22 protein-coding genes are annotated in these 24,753 nt (G+C 62.9%); 13 read left to right on the top strand and 9 right to left on the bottom strand.

Annotation, left to right across the window (positions count from 1 at the left end):
* Positions 1–29: 29 nt before the first annotated feature.
* From ACLEJP_RS05375 to aspA, 4 genes are all read right to left on the bottom strand, one after another.
* The gene (locus ACLEJP_RS05375) at positions 30–1,133 is read right to left on the bottom strand and encodes a polyamine ABC transporter substrate-binding protein (RefSeq protein ID WP_440804778.1); all 1,104 of its coding nucleotides are present in this window, start codon (positions 1,131–1,133) and stop codon (positions 30–32) included.
* Positions 1,134–2,177 (bottom strand): histone deacetylase family protein, encoded by a 1,044-nt coding sequence (locus ACLEJP_RS05370; RefSeq protein ID WP_440804777.1) that lies wholly within the window; start codon positions 2,175–2,177, stop codon positions 1,134–1,136.
* Positions 2,178–2,341: 164 nt separating this feature from the next.
* Positions 2,342–3,334: an AraC family transcriptional regulator gene (locus ACLEJP_RS05365; RefSeq protein WP_225779792.1), complete on the bottom strand. Its 993-nt coding sequence runs from the start codon at positions 3,332–3,334 to the stop codon at positions 2,342–2,344.
* A gap of 182 nt (positions 3,335–3,516) precedes the next feature.
* Positions 3,517–4,941 carry an aspartate ammonia-lyase gene (aspA, locus tag ACLEJP_RS05360; protein ID WP_003260072.1) on the bottom strand — a complete coding sequence of 475 codons (1,425 nt, stop codon included), beginning with the start codon at positions 4,939–4,941 and terminating at the stop codon, positions 3,517–3,519.
* A gap of 182 nt (positions 4,942–5,123) precedes the next feature.
* On the opposite strand from aspA, the gene ACLEJP_RS05355 reads away from it, so the two are divergent.
* From ACLEJP_RS05355 to ACLEJP_RS05335, 5 genes are all read left to right on the top strand, one after another.
* A complete protein-coding gene (locus ACLEJP_RS05355; protein ID WP_289129124.1) occupies positions 5,124–6,056 on the top strand; it encodes a LysR substrate-binding domain-containing protein in 933 nt (310 codons plus the stop codon).
* Between the two features lie 171 nt (positions 6,057–6,227).
* Positions 6,228–6,719, top strand: coding sequence for a 5-(carboxyamino)imidazole ribonucleotide mutase (gene purE, locus ACLEJP_RS05350; RefSeq protein WP_170033866.1), 492 nt, complete (start codon positions 6,228–6,230; stop codon positions 6,717–6,719).
* A gap of 10 nt (positions 6,720–6,729) precedes the next feature.
* The gene (locus ACLEJP_RS05345) at positions 6,730–7,812 is read left to right on the top strand and encodes a 5-(carboxyamino)imidazole ribonucleotide synthase (protein WP_289129125.1); all 1,083 of its coding nucleotides are present in this window, start codon (positions 6,730–6,732) and stop codon (positions 7,810–7,812) included.
* A 97-nt stretch (positions 7,813–7,909) separates the two neighbouring features.
* On the top strand, positions 7,910–8,155 hold the full coding sequence (locus tag ACLEJP_RS05340) for a GlsB/YeaQ/YmgE family stress response membrane protein (RefSeq protein WP_010955824.1): 246 nt from the start codon (positions 7,910–7,912) through the stop codon (positions 8,153–8,155).
* A 48-nt stretch (positions 8,156–8,203) separates the two neighbouring features.
* On the top strand, positions 8,204–8,737 hold the full coding sequence (locus ACLEJP_RS05335; protein WP_440804776.1) for a DUF3299 domain-containing protein: 534 nt from the start codon (positions 8,204–8,206) through the stop codon (positions 8,735–8,737).
* A 92-nt stretch (positions 8,738–8,829) separates the two neighbouring features.
* On the opposite strand, the gene ACLEJP_RS05330 is transcribed toward ACLEJP_RS05335, so the two are convergent.
* Both ACLEJP_RS05330 and ACLEJP_RS05325 read right to left on the bottom strand, forming a co-directional pair.
* A complete protein-coding gene (locus tag ACLEJP_RS05330) occupies positions 8,830–9,726 on the bottom strand; it encodes a D-hexose-6-phosphate mutarotase (RefSeq protein ID WP_440804775.1) in 897 nt (298 codons plus the stop codon).
* Positions 9,727–9,797: 71 nt separating this feature from the next.
* Positions 9,798–10,196 (bottom strand): acyl-CoA thioesterase, encoded by a 399-nt coding sequence (locus ACLEJP_RS05325; RefSeq protein WP_003253317.1) that lies wholly within the window; start codon positions 10,194–10,196, stop codon positions 9,798–9,800.
* 360 nt (positions 10,197–10,556) lie between these two features.
* On the opposite strand from ACLEJP_RS05325, the gene ACLEJP_RS05320 reads away from it, so the two are divergent.
* The 8 genes from ACLEJP_RS05320 (at position 10,557) to ACLEJP_RS05285 (ending at position 21,034) form a co-directional block, all read left to right on the top strand.
* On the top strand, positions 10,557–11,846 hold the full coding sequence (locus ACLEJP_RS05320; protein ID WP_440804774.1) for an MFS transporter: 1,290 nt from the start codon (positions 10,557–10,559) through the stop codon (positions 11,844–11,846).
* A gap of 204 nt (positions 11,847–12,050) precedes the next feature.
* On the top strand, positions 12,051–13,049 hold the full coding sequence (locus tag ACLEJP_RS05315) for a phosphate ABC transporter substrate-binding protein PstS (RefSeq protein ID WP_440804773.1): 999 nt from the start codon (positions 12,051–12,053) through the stop codon (positions 13,047–13,049).
* 139 nt (positions 13,050–13,188) lie between these two features.
* On the top strand, positions 13,189–15,477 hold the full coding sequence (locus tag ACLEJP_RS05310) for an ABC transporter permease subunit (protein ID WP_440804772.1): 2,289 nt from the start codon (positions 13,189–13,191) through the stop codon (positions 15,475–15,477).
* Between the two features lie 71 nt (positions 15,478–15,548).
* A complete protein-coding gene (pstA, locus tag ACLEJP_RS05305; protein ID WP_440804959.1) occupies positions 15,549–17,165 on the top strand; it encodes a phosphate ABC transporter permease PstA in 1,617 nt (538 codons plus the stop codon).
* A 72-nt stretch (positions 17,166–17,237) separates the two neighbouring features.
* Positions 17,238–18,071, top strand: coding sequence for a phosphate ABC transporter ATP-binding protein PstB (gene pstB, locus ACLEJP_RS05300; RefSeq protein ID WP_084855420.1), 834 nt, complete (start codon positions 17,238–17,240; stop codon positions 18,069–18,071).
* Between the two features lie 64 nt (positions 18,072–18,135).
* Entirely contained in the window at positions 18,136–18,906 is a 771-nt protein-coding gene (gene phoU, locus ACLEJP_RS05295) for a phosphate signaling complex protein PhoU (RefSeq protein WP_225779785.1), read from the top strand.
* 164 nt (positions 18,907–19,070) lie between these two features.
* Complete coding sequence (locus ACLEJP_RS05290; protein ID WP_440804771.1) at positions 19,071–19,967, top strand: response regulator; 897 nt, start codon at positions 19,071–19,073, stop codon at positions 19,965–19,967.
* 170 nt (positions 19,968–20,137) lie between these two features.
* Entirely contained in the window at positions 20,138–21,034 is an 897-nt protein-coding gene (locus ACLEJP_RS05285; protein ID WP_440804770.1) for a M23 family metallopeptidase, read from the top strand.
* 33 nt (positions 21,035–21,067) lie between these two features.
* On the opposite strand, the gene ACLEJP_RS05280 is transcribed toward ACLEJP_RS05285, so the two are convergent.
* The 3 genes from ACLEJP_RS05280 to phoB all read right to left on the bottom strand — a co-directional run bounded on the left by ACLEJP_RS05280 (position 21,068) and on the right by phoB (position 24,625).
* Complete coding sequence (locus tag ACLEJP_RS05280; RefSeq protein WP_289129147.1) at positions 21,068–22,408, bottom strand: hemolysin family protein; 1,341 nt, start codon at positions 22,406–22,408, stop codon at positions 21,068–21,070.
* A 172-nt stretch (positions 22,409–22,580) separates the two neighbouring features.
* Positions 22,581–23,888, bottom strand: coding sequence for a phosphate regulon sensor histidine kinase PhoR (gene phoR / locus ACLEJP_RS05275; protein ID WP_440804769.1), 1,308 nt, complete (start codon positions 23,886–23,888; stop codon positions 22,581–22,583).
* 47 nt (positions 23,889–23,935) lie between these two features.
* Positions 23,936–24,625, bottom strand: coding sequence for a phosphate regulon transcriptional regulator PhoB (gene phoB / locus ACLEJP_RS05270; RefSeq protein ID WP_003253341.1), 690 nt, complete (start codon positions 24,623–24,625; stop codon positions 23,936–23,938).
* Between the last annotated feature and the right edge of the window lie 128 nt (positions 24,626–24,753).

Below are 24,753 nucleotides of genomic sequence, written 5' to 3'. Positions count from 1 at the left end.
GAAGCGGGCTTGCCCGCGAAGCAGGCGGTTCAGGTACCGGACTTGATCCGCGTCCAGGCCCGGGTGCGCGCCCGCTCGGCATCCCGCGCCAAAGGCTTGAGGGTATACAGCTTGGTCATCGCCTCCGCCGTCGGGTACAGGTTGGGGTTGTTGCGAATCGCCGGGTTCACCTTGTCGGTGGCATCCTTGTTGGGGTTCGGGTAGCCGACAAAATCGCTGATCGGCGCAATGACCTCAGGCCGCAGCAGGTAGTTGATGAATGCATGCGCATCTTCCGGGTTGGCTGCGTTCTTCGGTATTGCCAGCATGTCGAACCAGATCGGCGCACCTTCCTTGGGCAGGCGCATGTCCACCACCACGCCATTCTTCGCATCGCGGGCGCGGTTGGCGGCCTGGGAGAAGCTGCCGCTGTAGCCGACCGCCACGCAGATATCGCCGTTGGCGATGTCCGCCATGTATTTCGAGGAGTGGAAATAGGTGATGTAGGGGCGGATTTTCAGCATCAGTGCCTCGGCCTGCTTGTAGTCGGCCGGCTTGTCGCTGTTAGGCGGCAGGCCCAGGTGCTGCAGGGCCAAGGGCAGGATCTCCGACGGCGAGTCGAGCAGCGCCACACCACACTGCTTGAGCTTGGCGATGTTCTCTTCCTTGAAGATCAGGTCCCAGCTGTCGACCGGCGCGTCGTCGCCGAGCACAGCTTTGACCTTGGCCGGGTTGAAGCCGATCAGCACGGTACCGTACATGTAGGGCACGGCAAACTTGTTGCCCGGGTCGTTGGCTTGGATCAGCTTCATCAGGGCCGGGTCCAGGTGTTGCCAGTTCGGCAGCTTGCTGCGGTCCAGGGGCTGGAACACCCCGGCTTCGATCTGCTTGGCGAGGAACACGTTGGACGGCACCACCACGTCATACCCGGAGTTACCGGTGAGCAGCTTGGCTTCCAGCGCCTCGTTGGTGTCGAAGATGTCATAGATCAGCTTTACACCGCTGTCCTTCTGGAACTCGGTGAGGGTCTGCGGGGTGATGTAGTCGAACCAGTTGTATACCCGCAGGGTGCGCTGTTCGGCCTGGGCCTGCAGGGCGCCGGTGAACAGGGTAGCAGCGATGAACGGGGCGAGCAGACGCTTGAGTCGAAGCATTTACCGGGCTCCTGTCTGGCTGCGCTGGAAGCCTTCCAGCACATTGACCGCGTTGATACCGATTTCTTCCACAGCGTAGCCGCCCTCCATCACGAACAGGGTCGGCTTGCCGAGTTGCGCGATGCGCTTGCCCATCTCCAGATAGTCCGGGCTGTCCAGCTTGAACTGCGAGATCGGGTCGTCCTTGAAGGTGTCCACGCCCAGCGAAATCACCAGTACATCGGCGTCATAGGCGGCGATGCGCTGGCACGCGTCCTCCAGGGCAGCGCTCCAGGCAGCCCAGTCGCTGCCGGCGGGCAGTGGATAGTTGATGTTGCAGCCTTCTCCGGCACCCTCGCCGGTTTCGTCGGCATAGCCGAGGAAGAACGGGAATTCGTCCTGCGGATCGCCATGGATCGAAGCGAAGAACACATCCTCGCGGTGGTAGAAGATGTCCTGGGTGCCATTGCCATGGTGGTAGTCGACGTCAAGGATGGCGACCTTGCGTCGACCCTGGTCGAGAAACGCCTGGGCGGCGATGGCGGCGTTGTTCAGGTAGCAATAACCGCCCATGACTTCGCCGGCGGCGTGGTGCCCTGGCGGGCGGCACAGGGCAAAGGCCGAATGGGCACCCTGCTGGATGGCGGCCTGGGCGGTGAGGGCCACCTGGGCGGCGCTGTAGGCAGCCTGCCAGGTACCGGCGGTGATCGGTGCCCCGGCATCGAAGCTGTAGTAGCCCAGCTCACCGTGCAGGCCGCTGGGTTTTTTCTGGCGCAGGGTGCGGGCAGGCCAGGTAAACGGCAGCAGGTCACCTTCCTGGCCCAGTGCCGCCCAGCGCGCCCAGGCGCCTTCGAAGAAGTCCAGGTAGGCGGCGCTGTGGATGCGCAGCAGTGGCGCGCGGCCGAAGTCGGTAGGGCTCTGGATGTCGCCAAGGTTGCGCTTTCTAACCTGTTCGAGCACGTGGTCGGCGCGCGACGGCATTTCGAAGCAGGGCATCAGCTTGCCGTCTATCAGCTCGCAGCGGCCATGATGCAGGCGGTGGTCATCGGAATAGATCGTCAGCATTGTTGTTCTCCCTTGGACACTGGCGTGGGCCCATTTTCAAGGCGGAAGCCGGTGGGGAGAACGACACAAACGGCCAAAAGGGGATCGATGTGGCCAAGGTGGTTGGCCAGGCGTTTTTGTGCGGGTTTGTTCGCGGGCCCGCCCCGCGAACAAACCGCTACAGGTCAACCGCGAAAATGGCTGGGTGCGACGCCACTCCAGCGTTGGAAGGCATGCCGGAAGCTGGCGGTTTCGCTGAACCCCAGCGCCTCGGCAATCCGGTAGATCGGCATCTGCTCGTCAGCCAGCAGCTGCTTGGCCCGCTCGAACCTCAGCTCGTCCAGCAGTTGTTGATAACTGCTGCCCAAGGCTTGCAAATGCCGACGCAGGGTACGCGATGAACAGTTCATCTGCCGCGCCAGCCCCTCCAGCCCGGGTGCTGCGTCCAGTTGCTGTGCCAGCAGCTGGCGAATCCGCCCCAGCCAGGCCTGGCGGCCAGTGAACTCCAGGTTCAGGCGCCGGCAGCGTTCGCTCATGGCCTTGTGGGTGATCGGGTCGGCCAGCGGCAGCGGCATGTCCAGCCAGCGGCGTTCGAAAGCAAAGGCATTGTCCTCGGCGTCGAAGCCGACCGGGCACTGGAATGCACCGGCATAGAGCGTGTGGTAGCTGGGCCGAGGGTGTTCGAAGCGGGCGCCCAGCAGCGGCAGTGGGCGTCCGAGCAGGTCGTCGCAAATGACTTTCAGCGATACCAGGCAGAACTCGGCATTGAAGGCGGTCAGTGCCGGGCTGTCATGGCACTCGCTGGCGCTGAACCAGACCCGCTGGCCGTCATCGAGCAAACGCAGCTTGAAGACTGTTCCCAGCAGTGCCGGATACTGCAACGCCAGGCGCAAGGCGTCACCCAAAGTGGCACTGGAGAGCAGGGCGTAACCGAGCATGCCGTAGCACGACACATGCATGCGCCGGCCCAGTTCCAGGCCAATGTCCTCGCGCCGGGCAACGGCGTTGGCGCATACCTGCAGTTCCTGCTGGGTGGTGATGCGCGCATCGGCATGCCCCAGGTCTGCCGGGCCGATACCGCTGCCGGCCAACAGCGCCGACGCCTCGCAACCGTCTGCCTGGAAGACGTTGAGGATCAGCGAAACCGCGTTGAGGGTAGTCAGGTGGCTGTGCAGCATGCTGGGTAATCCCGTTGGCCTGGGATGCATTCTGGAGCAAGTTGTGTGCCGATATCCCGAGGGCTGCGCAGGAACCGCGGAATCCGCAGGCAAAAAAAAGGCCCGAAGCATAGGCTCGGGCCTTGTAAAGGTTGAGAGGTGTCTAGTCCCTCGACCTGGTGAGACTGTTTACAGCGTCCTGGTTACGCCTTCAGCGGAACCAGACGGGGAGCGATCATGTTCTCCGGGCGCAGGATGTCGTCGAGCATCGCGTCGTCCAGCAGCTTCTCCTCGCGCACCAGTTCCAGCACGCCGCGGCCGGTTTCCAGGGCAACGCGGGCGATACGGGTGGCATTTTCGTAGCCGATGTACGGGTTCAGGGCGGTGACCAGGCCGATCGAGTGTTCGACCAGTTCACGGCAGCGCTGTTCGTTGGCAGTGATGCCGACGATGCAGTGCTCGCGCAGCATGTCCATGGCGCGCTGGAGCAGGCGGATCGAGTCGAAGATCTTGTAGGCGATCAACGGTTCCATCACGTTCAGCTGCAGCTGGCCACCTTCAGCGGCGACGGTCAGGGCCAGGTCGTTGCCCATGATGGCGAAGGCCACCTGGTTGACCGCTTCCGGAATAACCGGGTTGACCTTGCCTGGCATGATCGAGCTGCCTGGCTGACGCGCCGGCAGGTTGATCTCGTTGATGCCGGTGCGCGGGCCGCTGGACAGCAGGCGCAGGTCGTTGCAGATCTTCGACAGCTTGACGGCGGTACGCTTGAGCATGCCGGAGAACAGCACGAAGGCGCCCATGTCGGAGGTAGCTTCGATCAGGTCGGCAGCCGGTACCAGCGGTTGGCCGCTGATGGCAGCCAGGCGCTGTACGGCCAGGGCCTGGTAGCCCGGGTCGGCGTTGATGCCGGTGCCGATGGCGGTACCGCCCAGGTTGATTTCGGTCAGCAGTTCCGGCGCCAGCGAACGCAGGCGCTGCAGGTCTTCGGTCATGGTGGTGGCGAAGGCGCGGAATTCCTGGCCCAGGGTCATCGGCACGGCGTCCTGCAGCTGGGTACGGCCCATCTTCAGTACGTGGTCGAACTCTTTACCCTTGGCAGCGAAGGCCTGGATCAGGCTGTCGAGGCTGGCCAGCAGGGCGTCGTGGCCCAGCAGCAGGCCCAGACGGATGGCCGTCGGGTAGGCGTCGTTGGTCGACTGCGCCATGTTCACGTCGTTGTTCGGGTGCAGGTACTGGTACTCACCCTTCTGGTGGCCCATGGCCTCCAGCGCGACGTTGGCAATGACTTCGTTCGCGTTCATGTTGGTGGAAGTACCGGCACCACCCTGGATCATGTCGACCACGAACTGGTCGTGGTAGTCGCCTTTGATCAGGCGGGCGCAGGCTGCGGTGATGGCAGCATGCTTGGCATCGCTCAGGTGACCCAGCTCACGGTTGGCGTCGGCAGCGGCCTGCTTGACCATGGCCAGGGCCACGACCAGCTTCGGGTAGTGCGACAGCGGAACACCGGAGAGGTGGAAGTTGTTGGCAGCGCGCAGGGTCTGGATGCCGTAGTAGGCATCGGCAGGGACTTCAAGGGTACCAAGCAGATCTTTTTCGACGCGGAACGATGCAGCGGAGGACATGATGGATATCATCTCGATTTTGACCCGGCACATGCCGGAATGGCGCCAATCCTAGGCCTGAAGGCAATTTTGCGGCAAATGCTGTTGCACGCTAACCTATGCACAAACGGCATAGTGTTTCATGTGACGCCAATTGATATTCGAGCGTGTTCCATTTTGGTGCATGCCAGGAGATGTGCTTCGTGAACCTAGAAAGCAAATGGCTGGAAGACTTCAGCGCGCTGGCGGCTACCCGCAGTTTTTCCCAGGCGGCAGAGCGGCGTTTCGTCACCCAGCCCGCATTCAGCCGGCGCATCCGCAGCCTGGAAGCGGCGTTGGGCCTGCAACTGGTGAACCGTTCCCGCACGCCGATAGAACTGACCGAGGCTGGCCAGCTGTTTCTTGTTACGGCACGTACTGTTGTCGACCAGTTGAGCGAAATTCTTCGCCATTTGCATCATCTTGAGGGCGGGCAGGGCGAGGTGGTGCAGGTGGCCGCCGCACACTCCCTGGCCTCCGGCTTCTTCCCGCGTTGGGTGGCGCAGCTGCGCAACGACGGCCTGAACATCGCCACCCGCCTGGTCGCGACAAACGTCGGCGATGCCGTGCATGCCTTGCGCGAAGGCGGCTGCGACCTGATGCTGGCGTTCTATGACCCGGATGCGGCCCTGCAGATGGATGCCGAAATCTTCCCGTCGCTGCACATGGGCACCACCGAAATGCTGCCGGTGTGCGCCGTGGATGCCGACGGCAAGCCATTGTTCGATCTTGAAGGCGAGGGCAGTGTACCGCTGCTGGCCTATACCGCCGGCGCCTTCCTCGGCCGCTCGGTCAACTTGCTGCTGCGCCAGCGCAACCTGCGTTATACCACCGTCTATGAAACCGCCATGGCCGACAGCCTCAAAAGCATGGCGCTGGAGGGCATGGGCATCGCCTGGGTACCGCGCCTGTCGATGCGTGGCGAGCTCGAACGGGGTGAGCTGGCAATCTGCGGCGGCAGCCAGTGGCATGTGCCGCTGGAAATCCGCCTGTATCGCTGCGCCCTGGTACGCAAGGCCAACGTGAGGCTGCTGTGGCGCAAGCTCGAGGGGGCTGCAGCGGTTGACTCGAAAGTCAGCCAAAGCCCCGAAAAATAAGGGGCGACAGTTGGTCGCCGGGGTGCCTTAAACGCACCACCTTACGGTATACTGCGCGGCCTTTCGACCGGATGTGTCCGGTCCTGATCAGCAAACAAGCCACGCCGGCCGTCCCGCGTGGCTTGTTGTTTTTTGACGCGCCCAAGGGCGCACAAGCGAAGAGGCTCGACGATGAGTGCACTGGTTGGCGTGATCATGGGCTCCAAGTCCGATTGGTCCACCCTTAGCCACACCGCCGATATGCTGGAAAAACTCGGCATTCCCTACGAAGTGAAGGTGGTTTCCGCCCACCGCACCCCGGACTTGCTGTTCCAGTACGCCGAAGAGGCCGAAGGGCGGGGCATCGAGGTGATCATCGCCGGCGCCGGTGGCGCAGCCCACCTGCCAGGCATGTGCGCGGCCAAGACTCACTTGCCGGTGCTGGGCGTGCCGGTGCAGTCGTCGATGCTGTCGGGTGTCGATTCGCTGCTGTCGATCGTGCAGATGCCTGCCGGCGTCCCGGTTGCTACCCTGGCCATCGGCCGGGCCGGTGCAGTCAATGCCGCGCTGCTGTCGGCCAGTATCCTTGGTGCCAAATACCCGCAGTACCACACGGCGCTCAAGCAGTTCCGCACGGAGCAGACCGAGACCGTACTGGACAACCCAGACCCGCGCCAGGCTTGAGGCTCTACCCATGAAGATCGGTGTAATTGGTGGCGGCCAGCTGGGCCGCATGCTGGCCCTGGCGGGTACCCCGCTGGGCATGAATTTCGCCTTCCTCGACCCGGCCCCGGACGCCTGCGCCGCGCCACTGGGCGAGCACCTGCGCGCCGACTACGGCGACCAGGACCACCTGCGCCAACTGGCCGACGAAGTCGACCTGGTGACCTTCGAGTTCGAAAGCGTGCCGGCCGAAACCGTGGCCTTCCTCTCGCAGTTCGTGCCGGTTTACCCCAGCGCCGAGGCGCTGCGCATCGCCCGCGACCGCCTGTTCGAGAAAAGCATGTTCCGCGACCTGGGTATCCCCACCCCGGCCTTCGCTGACATCCTCTCGCAGGCAGACCTGGACGCTGCGGTGGCCAGCATCGGCCTGCCGGCCGTGCTGAAAACCCGTACCCTGGGTTACGACGGCAAGGGCCAGAAGGTACTGCGCACGCCTGAGGACGTGGTCGGTACCTTCGCCGAACTGGGCAGCGTGCCCTGCTTGCTGGAGGGCTTCGTCCCGTTCACTGGCGAAGTGTCGCTGGTAGCCGTGCGTGCCCGTGATGGCGAAACCCGTTTCTACCCGCTGGTGCACAACACCCATGAAAGCGGCATCCTGCGCCTGTCGGTCGCCAGCCAGGCGCATCCACTCCAGGCCCTGGCCGAAGACTACGTGGGCCGCGTGCTCAAGCAGCTGGACTATGTCGGCGTGCTGGCCTTCGAGTTCTTCGAAGTCGACGGCGGCCTGAAGGCCAACGAAATCGCCCCGCGCGTACACAACTCCGGGCACTGGACCATCGAAGGCGCCGAGTGCAGCCAGTTCGAGAACCACCTGCGTGCCGTCGCCGGCCTGCCACTGGGTTCGACCGCCAAGGTGGGCGAGAGCGCGATGCTCAACTTCATCGGTGAAGTGCCGGCTGTGGACAAGGTGATCGCCATCGATGATTGCCATCTGCACCACTACGGCAAGGCATTCAAGGCCGGGCGCAAGGTCGGCCACGCCACCCTGCGTTGCCACGACATGGCTACCCTGGAGCGCAAGATTGCCGAAGTAGAAGCCCTGATCGGCAACTGATCGAACTTCTACCCGCCACATACCCTCTGAAATGGCAACATGCCAAAGCGCTGTCTAGGCTTTGGCTTGTTCCATTCTTCACTGCAGAGGGATCGCCATGGGCATCATTGGAACCATCTTCATCGGCCTCATCGTCGGCCTGCTGGCTCGTTTCATCAAACCGGGCGACGACAGCATGGGCTGGATCATGACCATCCTGCTGGGTATCGCCGGCTCGCTGCTGGCAACCTATGGCGGCCAGGCACTGGGTATCTACCAGGCCGGGCAGGCTGCAGGCTTCTTTGGCGCGCTGGTGGGTGCGGTCGTCCTGCTGGTGATCTACGGATTCATCAAGAAACGTTGAATACTGGTTAGAATGCCCGGCAATTCCTTCGAGTTGCCGAGCATTTTCATGCGTGCCTTTTTCCTCGCCCCCTTGCTGCTGGCCAGCGCCCTGGCCCATGCCGAACTGCCCGAAACCGACTGGCTGGAGCTGATGCCCAAGTCGGACCAGAAGGCGCTCGAGCAGATGCCCGAGATCGACCACAATTCGCCGGAAGCCATGGGTACCTTTACCGCCAAGGGCGGCTTGAAGCAGAGCAAGGGCTTGCCCGCGGTGATGTACTCGACCAAGACCGTGGCAGCCATGAACGGCAAGGACATTCGTCTGGGCGGCTATCCAGTGCCGCTGGAGAGTGACGCCAAGGGCAACAGTACGTTGTTCTTCCTGGTGCCATACCCGGGCGCCTGCATCCATGTACCGCCACCGCCGCCGAACCAGCTGGTGCTGGTGCGCTACCCGAAAGGCCTAAGGATTGATGACATCTACACACCGCTATGGGTCAGCGGCACGCTGAAGGTGGAAAAGGTCAGCAACGACCTGGCCGATGCGGCCTATGCGCTGGATGCACAGAAAGTGAGGGTGGTGGAGGATGCCGACCTCTGATGCCGTGAAAAACACCAGGGCGCTCCTCAACCCCCGTCCAGGAGCGACCTTGTGTTGCGAAAGGACCGCGCAGCGGTCCCGGGTGTTTCAGATCAAAGCGCTTCGCTAGCCACCACCAGGCCAAGCGAATGAGTTGCCCCTGGTTTCAGTTCCACCAGGTCATCCCACACATTCGCCGTCTCGATGCACAGCATCCGCTGCCAGCCGTCATCGGCCATGTCCGGCAACTCCTTGGCCCGCTCGGTCCAGGGGTTCCAGATCACCGCCGAACGTGACCCGCTGCTGGTCAAGCTGATCCGCCGGTTCCAGTGTGGGTCGACAATGCTCAATTTCGACGGGGTGGCGAGGTAGATCCGGTCAGTCTCACCAGTGAACGTCAGCGCGCCGTGTTGCTGGCGCTGCTCCCAGTCGGCCAGGGTCTCGATGTAGCCCAGCCCTTCGACACCTTCAACCCGCACCTGCCGTACATCGCTGACCGCGAAGTAACTGTGCAGGGCCTGGCTGAGGATGACCGGCGTGTTGCCCATGTTGCGGCTGGTCAGGCTCAGCTTCAGCTCCATGCCCAGTTCCACCAGCAACTTCAGCTCTACATCGTGGGGCCAGTCGGGCAGGTTGCCCTGCGCTTCGGGCAGCTCGAACTCGATACGCAGCCCGTCGCTCGCTTCTTCGATGCCCAGCAGTTGCCAGTCACGGGTCCGCGCCAGGCCGTGGGCGGGTGCCTGTTCACCGTGGTACATGGCCTGCACGGCCTGTGGGTTGCGCTGCAGGTTGCCGAACCACGGCCAGCACACCGGCACCCCGGCGCGTACCGACTTGCCCTGGCGGAAGATGGCCTGGTCGCTCAGCCACAACAGTGGTGGCTGGCCAACGCACTGGTAGCTGAGGATCTGCGCGCCTTGCTGGGCGATCAGGAGTTCGGCGTGGTTGCTGCTGATACGCCAGCAGTTGAGTTCGCCATGTTGCTCGGTTACGACCTGGAAGGAAGCCATTGTGTTCATCTCATTGATTGCCAGTGGGCCTTGGACCCGGGCACATGCAATGAGTTTACCGCCGGCGGGGCTCAGCGACGAGGTACGGAGCGGGTACGGCCACTGCCGTCGATGGCGACGAAGACGAACACCGCTTCGGTAACCTTGCGCCATTCGCTGGACAGCGGGTCGTCGCTCCACACTTCAACCATCATCTGGATCGAGCTGCGACCGATTTCCAGGGTCTGGGTATAGAAAGACAACTGTGCGCCAACGGCGACTGGCACCAGGAAAGCCATGCGGTCGATGGCCACGGTGGCCACCCGGCCTCCGGCCACACGGCTGGCCATGGCGGTACCGGCCAGGTCCATCTGGGCGACCAACCAGCCGCCAAAGATATCGCCAAACCCGTTGGTCTCGCGCGGGAGTGCGGTGATCTGCAAGGCCAGGTCGCCCTGCGGGATAGGATCTTCTTGTTCGAGCTCAATCATGCGATGGGGCCTCTGACCCGTGACGCTTTCGTTGGTGTGGCGCAAAGGCCGGGTAAACGATTCAGCTTGAAACATACTACGCCGATTTCGTTTCACTGGGCGGCCGTAGGGAAACTCTGCGAAACCGTCTGACAATAATGACCGGCGTTTTCGCACAACATCCCACGTTAGGAGCAACCTTTTCCTACGAATCGGCAGTATATAGAGCATATCGGCCAGCGACGACCGCGCATTCATGAATATGTGTATGGATTTTGTATCGCTTCCGGCGCAGCTCGGCAATTTGCTATCTTGCTCTGTCACCAATCCAGAAGCCGCGTGCCAAGCGGCCTGCATGCCCTACAAAGAGAACAATCAGCGATGACTTCCGTGCCGAGCAGTATCGAGCAGCCCTCGCGGCCGCTGACCCGCAGTGACTACAAGACCCTTTCACTGTCCGCGCTGGGCGGCGCGCTGGAGTTCTACGACTTCATCATCTTCGTGTTCTTCGCCACCGTGGTCGGCAAGCTGTTCTTCCCCGCCGACATGCCCGAATGGCTGCGCCTGATGCAAACCTTCGGCATCTTCGCCGCCGGCTACCTGGCGCGGCCGCTGGGCGGCATCATCATGGCCCATTTCGGCGACCTGCTCGGGCGCAAGAAGATGTTCACCCTGAGTATCTTCATGATGGCGTTGCCAACACTGATCATGGGCCTGTTGCCCACCTATGCACAGATCGGCCTGTGGGCGCCGATCCTGCTGCTGCTGATGCGGGTGATCCAGGGCGCGGCAATCGGTGGCGAGGTCCCGGGTGCGTGGGTGTTCGTGTCGGAGCACGTGCCGGTGCGCAACACCGGCTACGCCTGCGGTACCCTCACGGCCGGCCTCACTGCGGGCATCTTGCTTGGCTCGCTGGTGGCCACCCTGATCAACAGCGTGTACAGCGCGGACGAAGTGGCTGATTACGCCTGGCGTATTCCGTTCCTGCTGGGTGGTGTGTTCGGCCTGTTCTCGGTGTACCTGCGCCGCTGGTTGCACGAAACCCCGGTATTTGCCGAGATGCAGCAGCGCAAGGCGCTGGCCGAGGAGCTGCCGCTGCGTGCCGTACTGCGTGACCATCGTGGCCCGATCGTGCTGTCGATGCTGCTGACCTGGATGCTGTCTGCCGGCATCGTGGTGGTCATCCTGATGACCCCGGCGTTGCTGCAGAGCATCTACCACATCAGCCCGACCGACTCCCTCAAGGCCAACAGCCTGGCGATCGTGCTGCTCAGCTTCGGCTGCATCGGCGCTGGCAGCCTGGCCGACCGCTTTGGTGCGGGCCGGGTGTTCGTGATCGGCAGCCTGCTGCTGCTGGCGAGCTCCTGGACCTTCTACCACAGCCTGCCGACCCGGCCTGAGCTGCTGTTCCCGCTGTATGCGGTGACCGGTTTGTGCGTGGGGGTGATCGGTGCAGTGCCTTATGTGATGGTCAAGGCATTTCCGGCGGTGGTGCGGTTCAGCGGGCTGTCGTTCTCGTACAACGTGGCCTACGCGATCTTTGGCGGATTGACGCCGATGGTGGTGACTGCGTTGTTGAAAGTCAGCCCGATGGCGCCTGCCTACTATGTGGCGGGGTTGTGTGCCGTTGGCCTGGCCGTCGGCCTGTACCTGCTCGCCAACAAGCGCTGACCTGTTGCAGGAACGGCCCCTTGTGTCGCGATGGGCTGCGCTGCCCATCGCGACACAAGGGGCCGTTTCACAGGTGTTGCCAGGCAGCTGATAGGTGATGGCATTTCATCCAATTGTCACATTCAGGTCATATCGTATTCATGCGGCCTGCAGATACTTGGGCCCGTTCCATCCAACACCCCCTATTCCTGCTAGGAGCAAGGCATGAAACTGAAGCGTTTGATGGCGGCCCTCACCTTTGCCGCCGCTGGCGTTGCAACCGCCAACGCGGTAGCCGCTGTCGATCCTGCAATCCCGACCTACACCAAGACCACCGGTGTTTCGGGCAACCTCTCCAGCGTCGGTTCCGACACCCTCGCGAACCTGATGACTCTGTGGGCCGAGGCCTACAAGAAGGAATACCCGAACGTAAACATCCAGATCCAGGCGGCCGGCTCCTCTACCGCGCCACCCGCGCTGACCGAAGGCACTGCCAACCTCGGCCCGATGAGCCGCAAGATGAAGGACGTCGAGCTGCAGGCCTTCGAGCAGAAGTACGGCTACAAACCAACCGCCATCCCGGTTGCCGTCGATGCCCTGGCCGTGTTCGTGCACAAGGACAACCCGATCAAAGGCCTGACCATGGCCCAGGTCGACGCCATCTTCTCCTCCACCCGCCTGTGCGGTGGCAAAGCCGACGTCAAGACCTGGGGTGACCTGGGCGTGACCGGCGACCTGGCCAACAAGCCAATCCAGCTGTTCGGCCGCAACTCGGTATCCGGCACCTACGGCTACTTCAAGGAAGAAGCCCTGTGCAAAGGCGACTTCAAGCCTAACGTCAACGAACAGCCTGGTTCGGCTTCGGTCGTGCAGTCGATCAGCTCCTCGCTGAACGGCATCGGCTACTCGGGCATTGGTTACAAGACCGCCAGCGTCAAGACGGTTGCCCTGGCCAAGAAAGAGGGCGGCGAGTTCGTCGAAGATAACGAAACCAACGCCCTCAACGGCAAATACCCGCTGTCGCGCTTCCTGTACGTGTACGTCAACAAGGCACCGAACAAGCCGCTGGCTCCGTTGGAGGCCGAGTTCGTCAAGCTGGTGCTGTCGCAAGCTGGCCAGCAGGTGGTGGTGAAGGATGGCTACATCCCGCTGCCGGCCAAGGTCGTCGACAAGACCCTGGCTGACCTGGGCCTGTCCCACTCGGATAACGTCGCAAAAAAGTAACTGACTGAGGCGGAGGCCGGCGCGAATGCCCGGCCTCTTCCAGGATTTCCCAGCCCGAAGCCAGGCTTACTGTGCGGCGGGCTTTCGTGCGTCACTACTTTGTAATGTTTTTGTCATACGGGATCGCTAGGGTGTGCGCATGAATGATCTGGCCAACTCCACCATGACCCAAAATACCCAGCCCGAGCGGATTGACTTCAATACGCCGGAGTTGCAACGCAAGCGCCGCATGCGCGCACTCAAGGACCGCCTGACCCGCTGGTATGTACTGGTGGGCGGGCTTGCCGTATTGGCGGCAATCACCTTGATCTTCTTCTACCTGGCCTATGTGGTACTGCCGCTGTTCCAGGGCGCCGAACTGACCAGCAAGAAGGCGCTGGAGCCAGCCTGGCTGCAACAGGATGCCGGCAAGCCGCTGATGATTGCGCTTGAAGAGCAGAACCTGGTGGGCATGCGTGTTTCGGACAAGGGCCAGGCACTGTTCTTCGATACCAAGACCGGTAGCGCGCTCAAGCAGATCACCCTGCCGCTGCCGGCAGGCACGCAGGTTACCTCGATCAGTGCCGACCAGCCGGGAAGCCCGCTGGTGGTGCTGGGCTTGTCCAATGGTCAGGCCCTGGTGTTCCACCACAGCTACAAGGTGACCTACCCCGACAACAAGAAAACCATCGACCCCGGGATCGATTACCCGTACGGCGAGCAACCGGTCGTGCTCGATGACCAGGGCCGCGCGCTGGAGCATGTCAGCGTCAACGTCAATGGCGATGCCCTGCTGCTGGCCGGTTCCACTGGCGCGCACCTGCAGGTGGTCGAGCTGACCCGCAGCGAAAACATGATGACCGGCGAGGTCACCACCGAGCAGAACCGCATCGAACTGCCGCAGATGACCGAAACGGTGAAGAACATCTTCATCGACCCGCGTCAGCATTGGCTGTACGTGATCAACGGTCGCGCCACGGCCGACGTCTTCAGCCTGCGTGACAAGAGCCTCAACGGCCGTTACAAGCTGTCTGACAGTGCGGACACCGAAATCACCGCCACAGCCCAGCTGGTCGGCGGCATTTCGCTGATCATGGGCGACTCCAAAGGCGGCTTGACCCAGTGGTTCATGGCCCGCGACCCGGATGGCGAATCGCGCTTCAAGCAGATTCGCAGCTTCCAGCTGGGCAAGGCCCCGATCGTGCAGATCGACGCCGAAGAGCGCCGCAAGGGCTTCATCGCCCTGGATGCCGAAGGCAAGCTGGGCGTGTTCCACAGCACGGCGCACCGTACCCTGCTGGTCGAGCAGGCCGCCGAAGGGGCCGGCATCCTGGCCCTGTCGCCACGCGCCAACCGCATCATGATCGAAGAGGGCGGCAAGCTGCTGCCGCTGAGCCTGCGCAACCCGCATCCGGAAATTTCCTTCAGCGCACTGTGGGGCAAGGTCTGGTACGAGAACTATGACGAGCCGAAGTACGTCTGGCAGTCGACTGCCTCGAACACCGACTTCGAACCCAAGCTGAGCCTGTCGCCGCTGACCTTCGGTACCCTCAAGGCCGCGTTCTACGCCATGGTGCTGGCGGCCCCGCTGGCGATTGCCGCAGCCATCTACACCGCCTACTTCATGGCCCCGGGCATGCGCCGCAAGGTCAAGCCGGTGATCGAGCTGATGGAAGCGATGCCGACGGTGATCCTTGGCTTCTTCGCCGGCCTGTTCCTTGCCCCGTACCTGGAAGGCCACCTGCCGGGCGTCTTCAGCCTGTTCGTGATCATGCCGATCGGCATCCTCGCAGCAGGCTTCGCCTGGAGCCGACTGCCCGAGTCGATCCGCCTGCGCATTCCGGATGGCTGGGAGGCGGCCATCCTGATCCCGGTGATTCTGGTGATCGGCTGGTTCGCCCTGTACATGAGCCCGCTCCTGGAAACCTGGTTCTTCGGCGGTGACATGCGCCTGTGGATCACCAACGACCTGGGCATCACCTACGACCAGCGCAACGCCCTGGTGGTGGGTATCGCCATGGGCTTCGCGGTCATCCCGAACATCTACTCCATCGCCGAAGATGCCGTGTTCAGCGTGCCGCGCAGCCTGACCCTGGGCTCCCTGGCGCTCGGTGCCACGCCCTGGCAGACCCTGACCCGTGTGGTCATCCTCACCGCCAGCCCAGGTATCTTCTCGGCGTTGATGATCGGTATGGGCCGGGCGGTGGGTGAGACCATGATCGTGCTGATGGCCACCGGCAACACCCCGGTGATGGAGCTGAACCTGTTCGAGGGCATGCGTACCCTGGCCGCCAACGTGGCCGTGGAAATGCCGGAATCGGAAGTCGGCGGCAGCCACTATCGCGTGCTGTTCCTGGCCGCGCTGGTGCTGCTGATGTTCACGTTCATCATGAACACCTTGGCCGAGCTGATTCGCCAGCGTCTGCGCAAGAAATACTCGTCGCTTTGATAGAAAGGTAGCGATCCGTGAAAAAGGATTCCCTCAAAGGCTGGTTCAAGAGTGGCGCCCCGGGCGTCTGGATGAGCGGCGGCGCGGTGGCCATGGCGGTGATCATGACCGTCGGCCTGCTCGCGGTGATCGCCGTGCGCGGCCTGGGCCACTTCTGGCCGGCCGATCTTGTCCAGGCCACCTACAAGGTGCCGGGCCAGGCCGATCACGTCGTCATCGGCGAAGTGGTGCAGAAGGAGGAGGTACCCCGGGCGCGCCTGAAGGGCGCCGGCCTGCCGGTGCCTGACCAGGGGCCGGAGTTCATGACCCGGGAACTGATCAAGGTCGGTAACCGCGACCTCAACGGCAGCGACTTCACCTGGGTGGTCGGAGAGTGGCTGGTCGATGAACAGCACCCAGCCGACCTGATTGCCCTGGAACGCCGCGAGTGGGGCAACTTCTATGGCTACCTGGTCAGCGTCAAGGAACAAGGCCGTGTAGTCGCCGAGGGGCCCGCCGCCTGGAGCGAGCTGCAGGCCCGCCTCAAGCGCGCCAGCCAACTGAGCAACGAGCTGCAAAGCCTGGAGAAGAAAGACATCGGTGCCATCAACCATGGCCTCGAGCGCCTGCGCCTGCAAGCACGCAAGCTGGAACTGGACGGCAAGCTGGATGCCGCCGCCCAGGCCGACCTTGACGCCGACCGCGCCGAGCTGAACAGTCGCTACAAGGCCATCGAGGAGCGCCTGACCGGCCTGCACCAGGCCTTTGCCCGTGACAGCCTGGTGGCCCGTGATGGCAATGGCCGTGAGGTGGAAATCAACCTGAGCAAGGTGGTGCACGCGATCCAGCCGAACGCCATGTCCGGCTTCACCAAGCTGGGCAGCTATTTCACCAAGGTCTGGGAATTCCTCAGCGATGACCCGCGTGAAGCCAACACCGAAGGCGGTATCTTTCCAGCCATCTTCGGTACCGTGATGATGACCTTGATCATGGCTGTCATCGTTACCCCGTTTGGTGTGCTGGCTGCTGTCTACCTGCGTGAATACGCCAGGCAGGGCCCGGTAACCCGGCTGATCCGCATCGCGGTGAACAACCTGGCCGGTGTGCCGGCGATTGTCTACGGGGTGTTCGGCCTGGGCTTCTTCGTCTACGTGCTGGGTGGCTCGATCGACCGTCTGTTCTTCCCCGAGGCGCTGCCAGCACCCACCCTGGGTACCCCGGGCCTGCTGTGGGCATCGCTGACCTTGGCGCTGCTGGCGGTGCCGGTGGTGATCGTGGCCACCGAGGAAGGCCTGGCGCGTATTCCGCGTACCGTGCGCGAGGGCTCGCTGGCCCTGGGTGCAACCAAGGCCGAGACCCTGTGGAAGATCGTCCTGCCCATGGCCAGCCCGGCCATGATGACCGGCATGATCCTGGCCGTGGCCCGCGCCGCGGGTGAAGTGGCGCCGCTGATGCTGGTGGGCGTGGTCAAGCTGGCGCCGTCGCTGCCGGTGGACGGGAACTACCCGTACCTGCACCTGGACCAGAAGATCATGCACCTGGGCTTCCACATTTATGATGTCGGCTTCCAGAGCCCCAACGTCGAAGCCGCGCGGCCGCTGGTGTACGCCACGGCGCTGCTGCTGGTGCTGGTGATCGCGGCCCTCAACCTCTCGGCCGTGTGGATCCGCAACCACTTGCGCGAGAAGTACAAAGCCCTCGACAGCTGATCCTGATCGCAAGCGTGCCGCGCCCAAGTGGTGCGGCCCTTTGAAACGAATTGTTAGCGTATGGAGTTGACCATGCAGCAAGAATCCCACGCCCACGGCATCGACATGTCTGCCCTGGGCCGCGACAAGCAAAGCCTGCGTCTGGCCGAAGAAACCGTGGCCATCGAGGTACCAGGCCTGAGCCTGTTCTATGGCGACAAACAAGCGCTGTTCGACGTGCAGATGAACATTCCCAAGCAGCGTGTGACCGCTTTCATCGGCCCGTCCGGCTGCGGCAAGTCGACCCTGCTGCGTACCTTCAACCGCATGAACGACCTGGTTGACGGCTGCCGCGTGGAAGGCGCCATCAACCTGTACGGCCACAACATCTACCGCAAGGGCGAAGACGTGGCCGAGCTGCGCCGCCGTGTCGGCATGGTGTTCCAGAAGCCCAACCCGTTCCCCAAGACCATCTACGAGAACGTGGTCTATGGCCTGCGTATCCAGGGCATCAACAAGAAGCGCGTACTCGACGAAGCGGTCGAGTGGGCGCTGAAGGGCGCGGCCCTGTGGGACGAGGTCAAGGACCGCCTGCACGATTCGGCCCTGGGCCTGTCCGGCGGCCAGCAGCAGCGCCTGGTCATCGCCCGCACCATCGCCGTGGAGCCGGAGGTGCTGTTGCTCGACGAACCGTGCTCGGCGCTGGACCCGATCTCGACCCTGAAGGTCGAGGAACTGATCTACGAATTGAAATCCAAGTACACCATCGTCATCGTGACCCACAACATGCAACAGGCGGCGCGGGTTTCCGACTACACCGCGTTCATGTACATGGGCAAGCTGGTCGAATTCGGCGATACCGATACCCTGTTCACCAACCCGGCGAAGAAGCAGACCGAAGACTACATCACCGGTCGCTACGGCTAGCAGCCCTGCGGCACAGGGAACCAGACGATTACTTGAAGCTTTGAGCTTCTTCGCGGAGCGAATGATGATCAACAAAGAAAGCCTTACCCATCACATTTCCCAGCAGTTCAACGCCGAGCTCGAAGAGGTGCGCAGCCACCTGCTGGCCATGGGCGGGCTGGTCGAGAAACAGGTCAACGACGCGGTCACCGCGCTGATCGAGGCCGACTCCGGCCTGGCCCAGCAAGTGCGCGAAGTCGACGAGCAGATCAACCAGATGGAGCGCAACATCGACGAGGAGTGCCTGCGCATCCTGGCCCGTCGTCAGCCGGCAGCGTCCGACCTGCGCCTGATCATCAGCATTTCCAAGTCGGTGATCGACCTGGAGCGTATTGGTGACGAATCGACCAAGATCGCCCGCCGCGCCATCCAGCTGTGCGAGGAAGGCGAGTCGCCGCGCGGCTACGTCGAGGTGCGCCACATCGGCGACCAGGTACGCAACATGGTCCGCGACGCGCTGGACGCCTTTGCCCGTTTCGACGCCGACCTGGCGCTGTCGGTGGCCCAGTATGACAAGACCATCGACCGCGAATACAAGACCGCCCTGCGCGAGCTGGTGACCTACATGATGGAAGACCCGCGTTCGATCTCGCGGGTGCTCAGTGTGATCTGGGTGCTGCGTTCGCTGGAGCGGATCGGCGACCACGCGCGCAACATCTCCGAGCTGGTGATCTACCTGGTGCGCGGCACCGATGTGCGCCACATGGGCCTCAAGCGCATGACTGCGGAAGTGCAGGGCACCGCACTCGAGGATGGCGAAAAAGCTAATGTTCCGGCTGAACCTGACGATAAATAAGATTGCTCCCGAGCATCGACGCCCGGCCTTGGCCGGGCGTTTTCGTTTGCGGTCGAGGAGCCGGCAGGCACCCGCGAACGATGTGAAGAAGTCCCGGCGTGACCAGGTTGTAGCGAATGGCCATTATTCGGCGGTAGGCTAGCCGGGATTCAGAAGGAGTATCGATGAGTAAAGTGAATGTGCTGGTTGTGGATGACGCCCCGTTCATCCGTGACCTGGTCCGCAAATGCCTGCGCAACGCCTTCCCGGGCATGACCATTGACGATGCCGTCAACGGTCGCAAGGCAATGGCGATGCTGGGCAAGGAAGCGTTCGACCTGGTCCTGTGCGACTGGGAGATGCCGGAAATGTCCGGCCTGGAACTGCTCACCTGGTGCCGCCAGCAGCCTGAGCTGAAAAACCTGCAGTTCATCATGGTGACCAGCCGTGGCGACAAGGAAAACGTCATCCAGGCGATCCAGGCCGGCGTTTCCGATTTCGTCGGCAAGCCGTTCACCAACGAGCAATTGCTGACCAAGGTGAAAAAGGCCCTGACCAAGATCGGCAAGCTCGATGGCCTGATGTCCAGCGGCCCGGCGCGCGTCAACTCGGCATTCGCCAACGATTCGCTGAGTGCCTTGACTGGCGGCAAACCGGAAGCGGCAAAAGTCACCGCACCGGCAGCGGCGCCGGCACCCGCCAGGCCATCGGTCAGTGCCCCTGCCGCCGCTGCGCCAGTGCCGACCGGCCGCGGCCAGGGCCAGTTACGCCTGGCCAGTGGCATGCAGGCCTGCGTGATTAAGGCGTTGAGCCTGAAAGAGGCCTTGCTGGTGGTTCGCCGTGGCGAAACGCTACCGCAGGTGCTGGAAGGCGCCGTGCTGAACCTGGAGCAGGGCGAGAATGCCGAAGTCGCGCGTCTGAACGGTTACCTGCATGCCGTGGTGGCACTAGAGCCCAAGCCCGACAGTGACTGGCTGCAATTGACGTTCAAGTTCGTCGACCAGGATGCACAGAAGCTCGACTACCTGTCGCGCCTGATTGCTCGCGGGACTGCACAGAAGCACTTCACCCCGGGCGCTTGACCCGCGGCCCCGCGCCGCCCTCTTTGCAGGCGCGGCCTTGCAGCCCTTCGCGACGCAAGGCCGCTCCTGCAAAAGCCCCACAGCCGTTGTGCCATCCGACCAACTGTCATACCCGCCATAAAACCGGCTGCTAGTCTTCGACAGATCATAACTGTCAAAAAGCCACTATCATGCCCGCCCGCCTGCTGCTGTTCTGTGCAATGCTCATGGCTTCGGTGTCGAGCCAGGGCATGACGATCTACACGATCACCGATGATGGCCGTGTAACCTCCTATACCGACCGGCCTGGTCCTGGTGCCAGACCCTTGGTGCAGCGCGAGCCCATGGTCGAGATGCACGAAGGCCAGGTGCAGCTGAATGCGATTACCTTCGACGGCGGCGTCAGCTTCTCGGCCCGCAACCAGCTGCATGTGCCGGTAGAGGTGGAGTTGCGGCTGGACAACCTGGTGAACGCGCAAGGCGGTAACGCGCCGCGTATCGTGCGCCGGGTGTTGCCGCCGCATACCACGCAGATGCTCAGCGTGCTCAGGGGGCGGCCCGGGACGTTGCTGAATTACCGCTCGACCCTGCTGCAGGCCATGGGCGACCCGGGCAAGCGGCCGAAGGGCTTTCGCTATGCCTTCCCTTGGGTCGGCGGGCCGTTCCGTGTGACCCAGGGCCCCAACGGCCGACTCAGCCATTTCGGGCCGAAAGGGCGCTATGCCATGGACATCGCCATGCCCGAAGGCACCCCCATCATTGCCGCGCGGGAAGGTGTAGTGGTGAAGACCGAAAACCGCCAAAGCGGGCGCGGGCCGAACCCCTCGGGCAATTTCGTGCGGATCCTGCACCCGGACGGCACCATGGGTGTGTACCTGCATTTGCTGCGTGGTTCGGTGATCGTGGCGGAGGGGCAGCGGGTGCGGCAGGGGCAGCTGCTGGCCAAGTCCGGCAACACTGGCAACAGTACCGGGCCGCACCTGCACTTCGTGGTGCAGCGCAATGTGGGGCTGGCGCTTGAATCGATACCCTATCAGTTCGACCGGCCGATCAACGGGTTACCGGACTTCACTGCGGGCAATCCTTGAGATTGCCGGGCCTGCTGCGCAGGCCCGTAGCCTTTAATCCAGCATGAGCACCTTGGCCAGCACGATCTTCGGCCCTTTCATCTTCTTGATGATGATGCGCAGCCCTTCGACCTCCAGCACTTCCTCTTCTTCCGGCACCCGCTTGAGCGTCTCATATACCAGCCCGGCCAGGGTTTCAGCCTCGATGTGGTCAAGGTCGATACCCAGCAGGCGCTCGACCTTGAACAGCGGCGTGTCGCCGCGAACCAGCAGCTTGCCCGGCTGGTAGGCGAGAATGCCGCGCTCGGCCTTGCGGTGCTCGTCCTGGATGTCGCCGACCAGCACTTCCAGCACGTCTTCCATGGTCAGGTAACCAATCACCTTGCCATCGGCCTCTTCCACCAGCACGAAATGCGCGCCGCCCTTGCGGAACTGCTCCAGCAACTGCGCCAGCGGCATGTGCCGCGACACACGCTCCAGTGGCCTGGCGAGATCGTCCAGGTCGATGGTTTCGGGCAGGTGCTCAAGTTCCGCCAGCTCCAGCAGCAGGTCCTTGATGTGCAGCAGGCCGGTGAACTCCTCGCGCTCGGCGTCGTACACCGGGTAGCGGCTGAACTTGTGGCGGCGCACCAGCGCCAGGATCTGCTTCAGTGGCGCCTGGGCATCGATGCTGACCATGTCCTCGCGCGAGTTGGCCCAGTCGACCACCTCCAGCTCGCCCATTTCCACCGCCGAGGCCAGCACGCGCATGCCCTGGTCGCTGGGGTCCTGGCCACGGCTGGAGTGCAGGATAAGCTTGAGTTCTTCACGGCTGTAGTGGTGCTCGTGATGCGGGCCGGGTTCACCCTGACCGGCGATGCGCAGGATGGTGTTGGCGCTGGCATTGAGCAGGTAGATGGCCGGGTACATTGCCCAGTAGAACAGGTACAGCGGCACGGCGGTCCACAGCGACAGCAGCTCGGGCTTGCGGATTGCCCAGGACTTTGGTGCCAGCTCGCCGACCACGATGTGCAGGTAGGAAATGACGAAGAACGCGACGAAGAACGAGATGGCCTTGACCAGCTCGGGCGTGTCGACGCCCAGGTAGGCCAGCAAAGGCTCCAGCAAGTGGGCGAAGGCGGGCTCGCCGACCCAACCCAGGCCGAGGGAGGCGAGGGTGATGCCGAGCTGGCAGGCCGACAGGTAGGCGTCGAGCTGGTTGTGTACCTTGCGCAGGATGTTGCCGCGCCAGCCATGCAGCTCGGCGATGGACTCGACGCGGGTGGCCCGCAGCTTGACCATGGCGAATTCGGCGGCAACGAAGAAACCGTTGAGCAGCACCAGCAGCAGGGCAAAGATGATCATGCCGAAGTCGGCGAATAACGAGGTGAGGCTGATACCAGGGGAAGGGTCCATGATGGAGTTTTTACAGGTTCCGTCTTTGGGATAGAGAGAAAAAAAGTGCCAGCTCTGGCTGGCACAGGGGATCCAATGTAGCGGCTGGGGCGGCAAAAGCAAAGGGTGGTGGTCTTATCGGGCCGTTGCGGGAGCGGGCGTGCCCGCCAAGGGCAGCGCTGCAGCGGCGGTATCAGCCCTTGGCGTTAGCCAATTGTGCCGGCGCAAAATGGCAGGTAAAGGTGCTGCCGTGCCCCGGCACGCTGCTGATCTCCAGCCGGCCGCGGTGGCGCATCAACACATGCTTGACGATCGCCAGCCCCAGCCCGGTGCCGCCGGTATTCGATGCACGGCTGGAGTCGACCCGGTAGAAGCGTTCGGTCAGGCGCGGCAGGTGCTTGGCATCGATCCCCACCCCGGTGTCCTGCACCGACAGGTGCGCGCCCTGGGCGTCGGCCCACCAGCGAATACGGATGCTGCCCTCGTCCTGGGTGTACTTCACCGCGTTGAATACAAGGTTGGAGAAGGCACTGCGCAGCTCCGATTCGCTGCCCTTGAGTTTCACCCCGGGTGCGGCTTCAAGGCTGATGCGCTGGTTGCGCGGCCCGGACAGGGCCAGGGCATCGTTCTTGATTGCAGTAAGCAAGGCATCGACCGCCACCGGCTGATTGTCCGATGGGTAGTCGGTGGCCTCCAGCTTGGCCAGCAGCAGCAGGTCGTTGAGCAGGGTCTGCATGCGCGAACCCTGTTGGCTCATCTGCTGCAGGGCACGGCTCCAGCGCGGGTTCACGTCTTCGACGTTGTCGAGCAGGGTTTCCAGGTAACCGGTGATCACCGTCAGCGGTGTGCGCAGCTCGTGGGACACGTTGGCGACGAAGTCCTTGCGCATCTGTTCCAGCTGGTGGATGCGGGTGACGTCACGCACCAGCATCAAGTGTTCGTTGTTGCCATAGCGCGTGATGTGCAGCTGCAAGCGCATGCGGTCGTTGATTGGCGACGGGATTTCCAGCGGTTCGAGGTAGTTCTCCGCCTCGAAGTATTCCTTGAAGCGCGGGTGGCGCACCAGGTTGGTGACCTGCTGGCCGCCGTCCTGTGGGGTCTTGAAGCCCAGCAAGGTTTCGGCGGCGCGGTTCCACCATTCCAGGTTGCCGTCACTGTCGAGCATGATCACCGCGTCACGCAGCGCGGCGGTGGACTCCTGCACCCGGTCGATCACCGCCTGCAGGCGGCCGCGCACGCGCTGGTCGCGGCGTTGCAGGTGATAGATGCTGTCGAATACCTCGCCCCACAGGCCGTAGCCATCGGGTGGTGCTTCATCGGGTTGGTGGTTGCGCAGCCAGTCGTGCAGGCGCAACAGTTGCTTGAGTGTCCAGCCCAGGTAGAGCGCCAGGCCGATGGCCAGGCTCCAGCCATAATAGCCGCTGACCAACCCGCCGATCAGGCAGACGGTAATCAGCAGCAGCAGGTGGCGGATCAGGGTGGCATGCCAGTTCTGGTTCAATTGACGGTCCTTGTACAACAACGTGCAGCTTGGCGCTTTGAACTCGATCAGCTCTTGGTCGAGAAGCGGTAGCCGGTGCCCCGGACGGTTTGTACCAGATTTTCGTAGGCCTCACCCAACGCCTTGCGCAGGCGGCGGATGTGTACGTCGACGGTGCGCTCTTCGACATAGACGTTGCCACCCCACACCTGGTCCAGCAACTGGCCACGGGTGTAGGCGCGCTCCTGGTGGGTCATGAAGAACTGCAGCAGGCGGTATTCGGTGGGGCCCATCTCGGCCGGCTTGCCGTCGATGGTCACGCGGTGGCTGATCGGGTCCAGCAGCAGGCCGCCGACCTCGATCGGTGCCTCGCTGTCGCTGGGGCCGGTGCGGCGCAGCACGGCCTTCAGGCGGGCGACCAGTTCACGTGGCGAGAACGGTTTGGTGATGTAGTCGTCAGCGCCTACCTCCAGGCCCTGAATCTTGTTGTCCTCTTCGCCCTTGGCGGTGAGCATGATGATCGGAATGTCGCCGGTCAGCTCGTCGCGCTTGAGGCGGCGGGCCAACTCGATGCCGGAGGTGCCTGGCAGCATCCAGTCGAGCAGGATCAGGTCCGGTTTGCGGTCGACGATGATCGCATGGGCCTGTTGGGAGTTTTCCGCTTCCAGGCAGTCATAGCCGGCCATTTCCAGGGCAACGGCGATCATCTCGCGAATAGGCGCTTCGTCGTCGACGATCAGTATGTTCCTGCCAACCATGCTCAAAACCTCTCCTGGATACGATGTCTTGGCCCGCATTAGATAACGGAATTATTGCAGCTGTGTGACAGGCTGTTGGCCAGTCTGGCGACATTCCATGACTGAACTAGGCTTGAAAGAGCCGCTTT

Origin of the sequence: Pseudomonas sp. SMV7 (assembly GCF_052041995.1) — a bacterium.
In the GTDB taxonomy this organism is placed as follows: Bacteria; Pseudomonadota; Gammaproteobacteria; order Pseudomonadales; family Pseudomonadaceae; genus Aquipseudomonas.
This window is presented reverse-complemented; position numbering and strand designations above follow the sequence as displayed.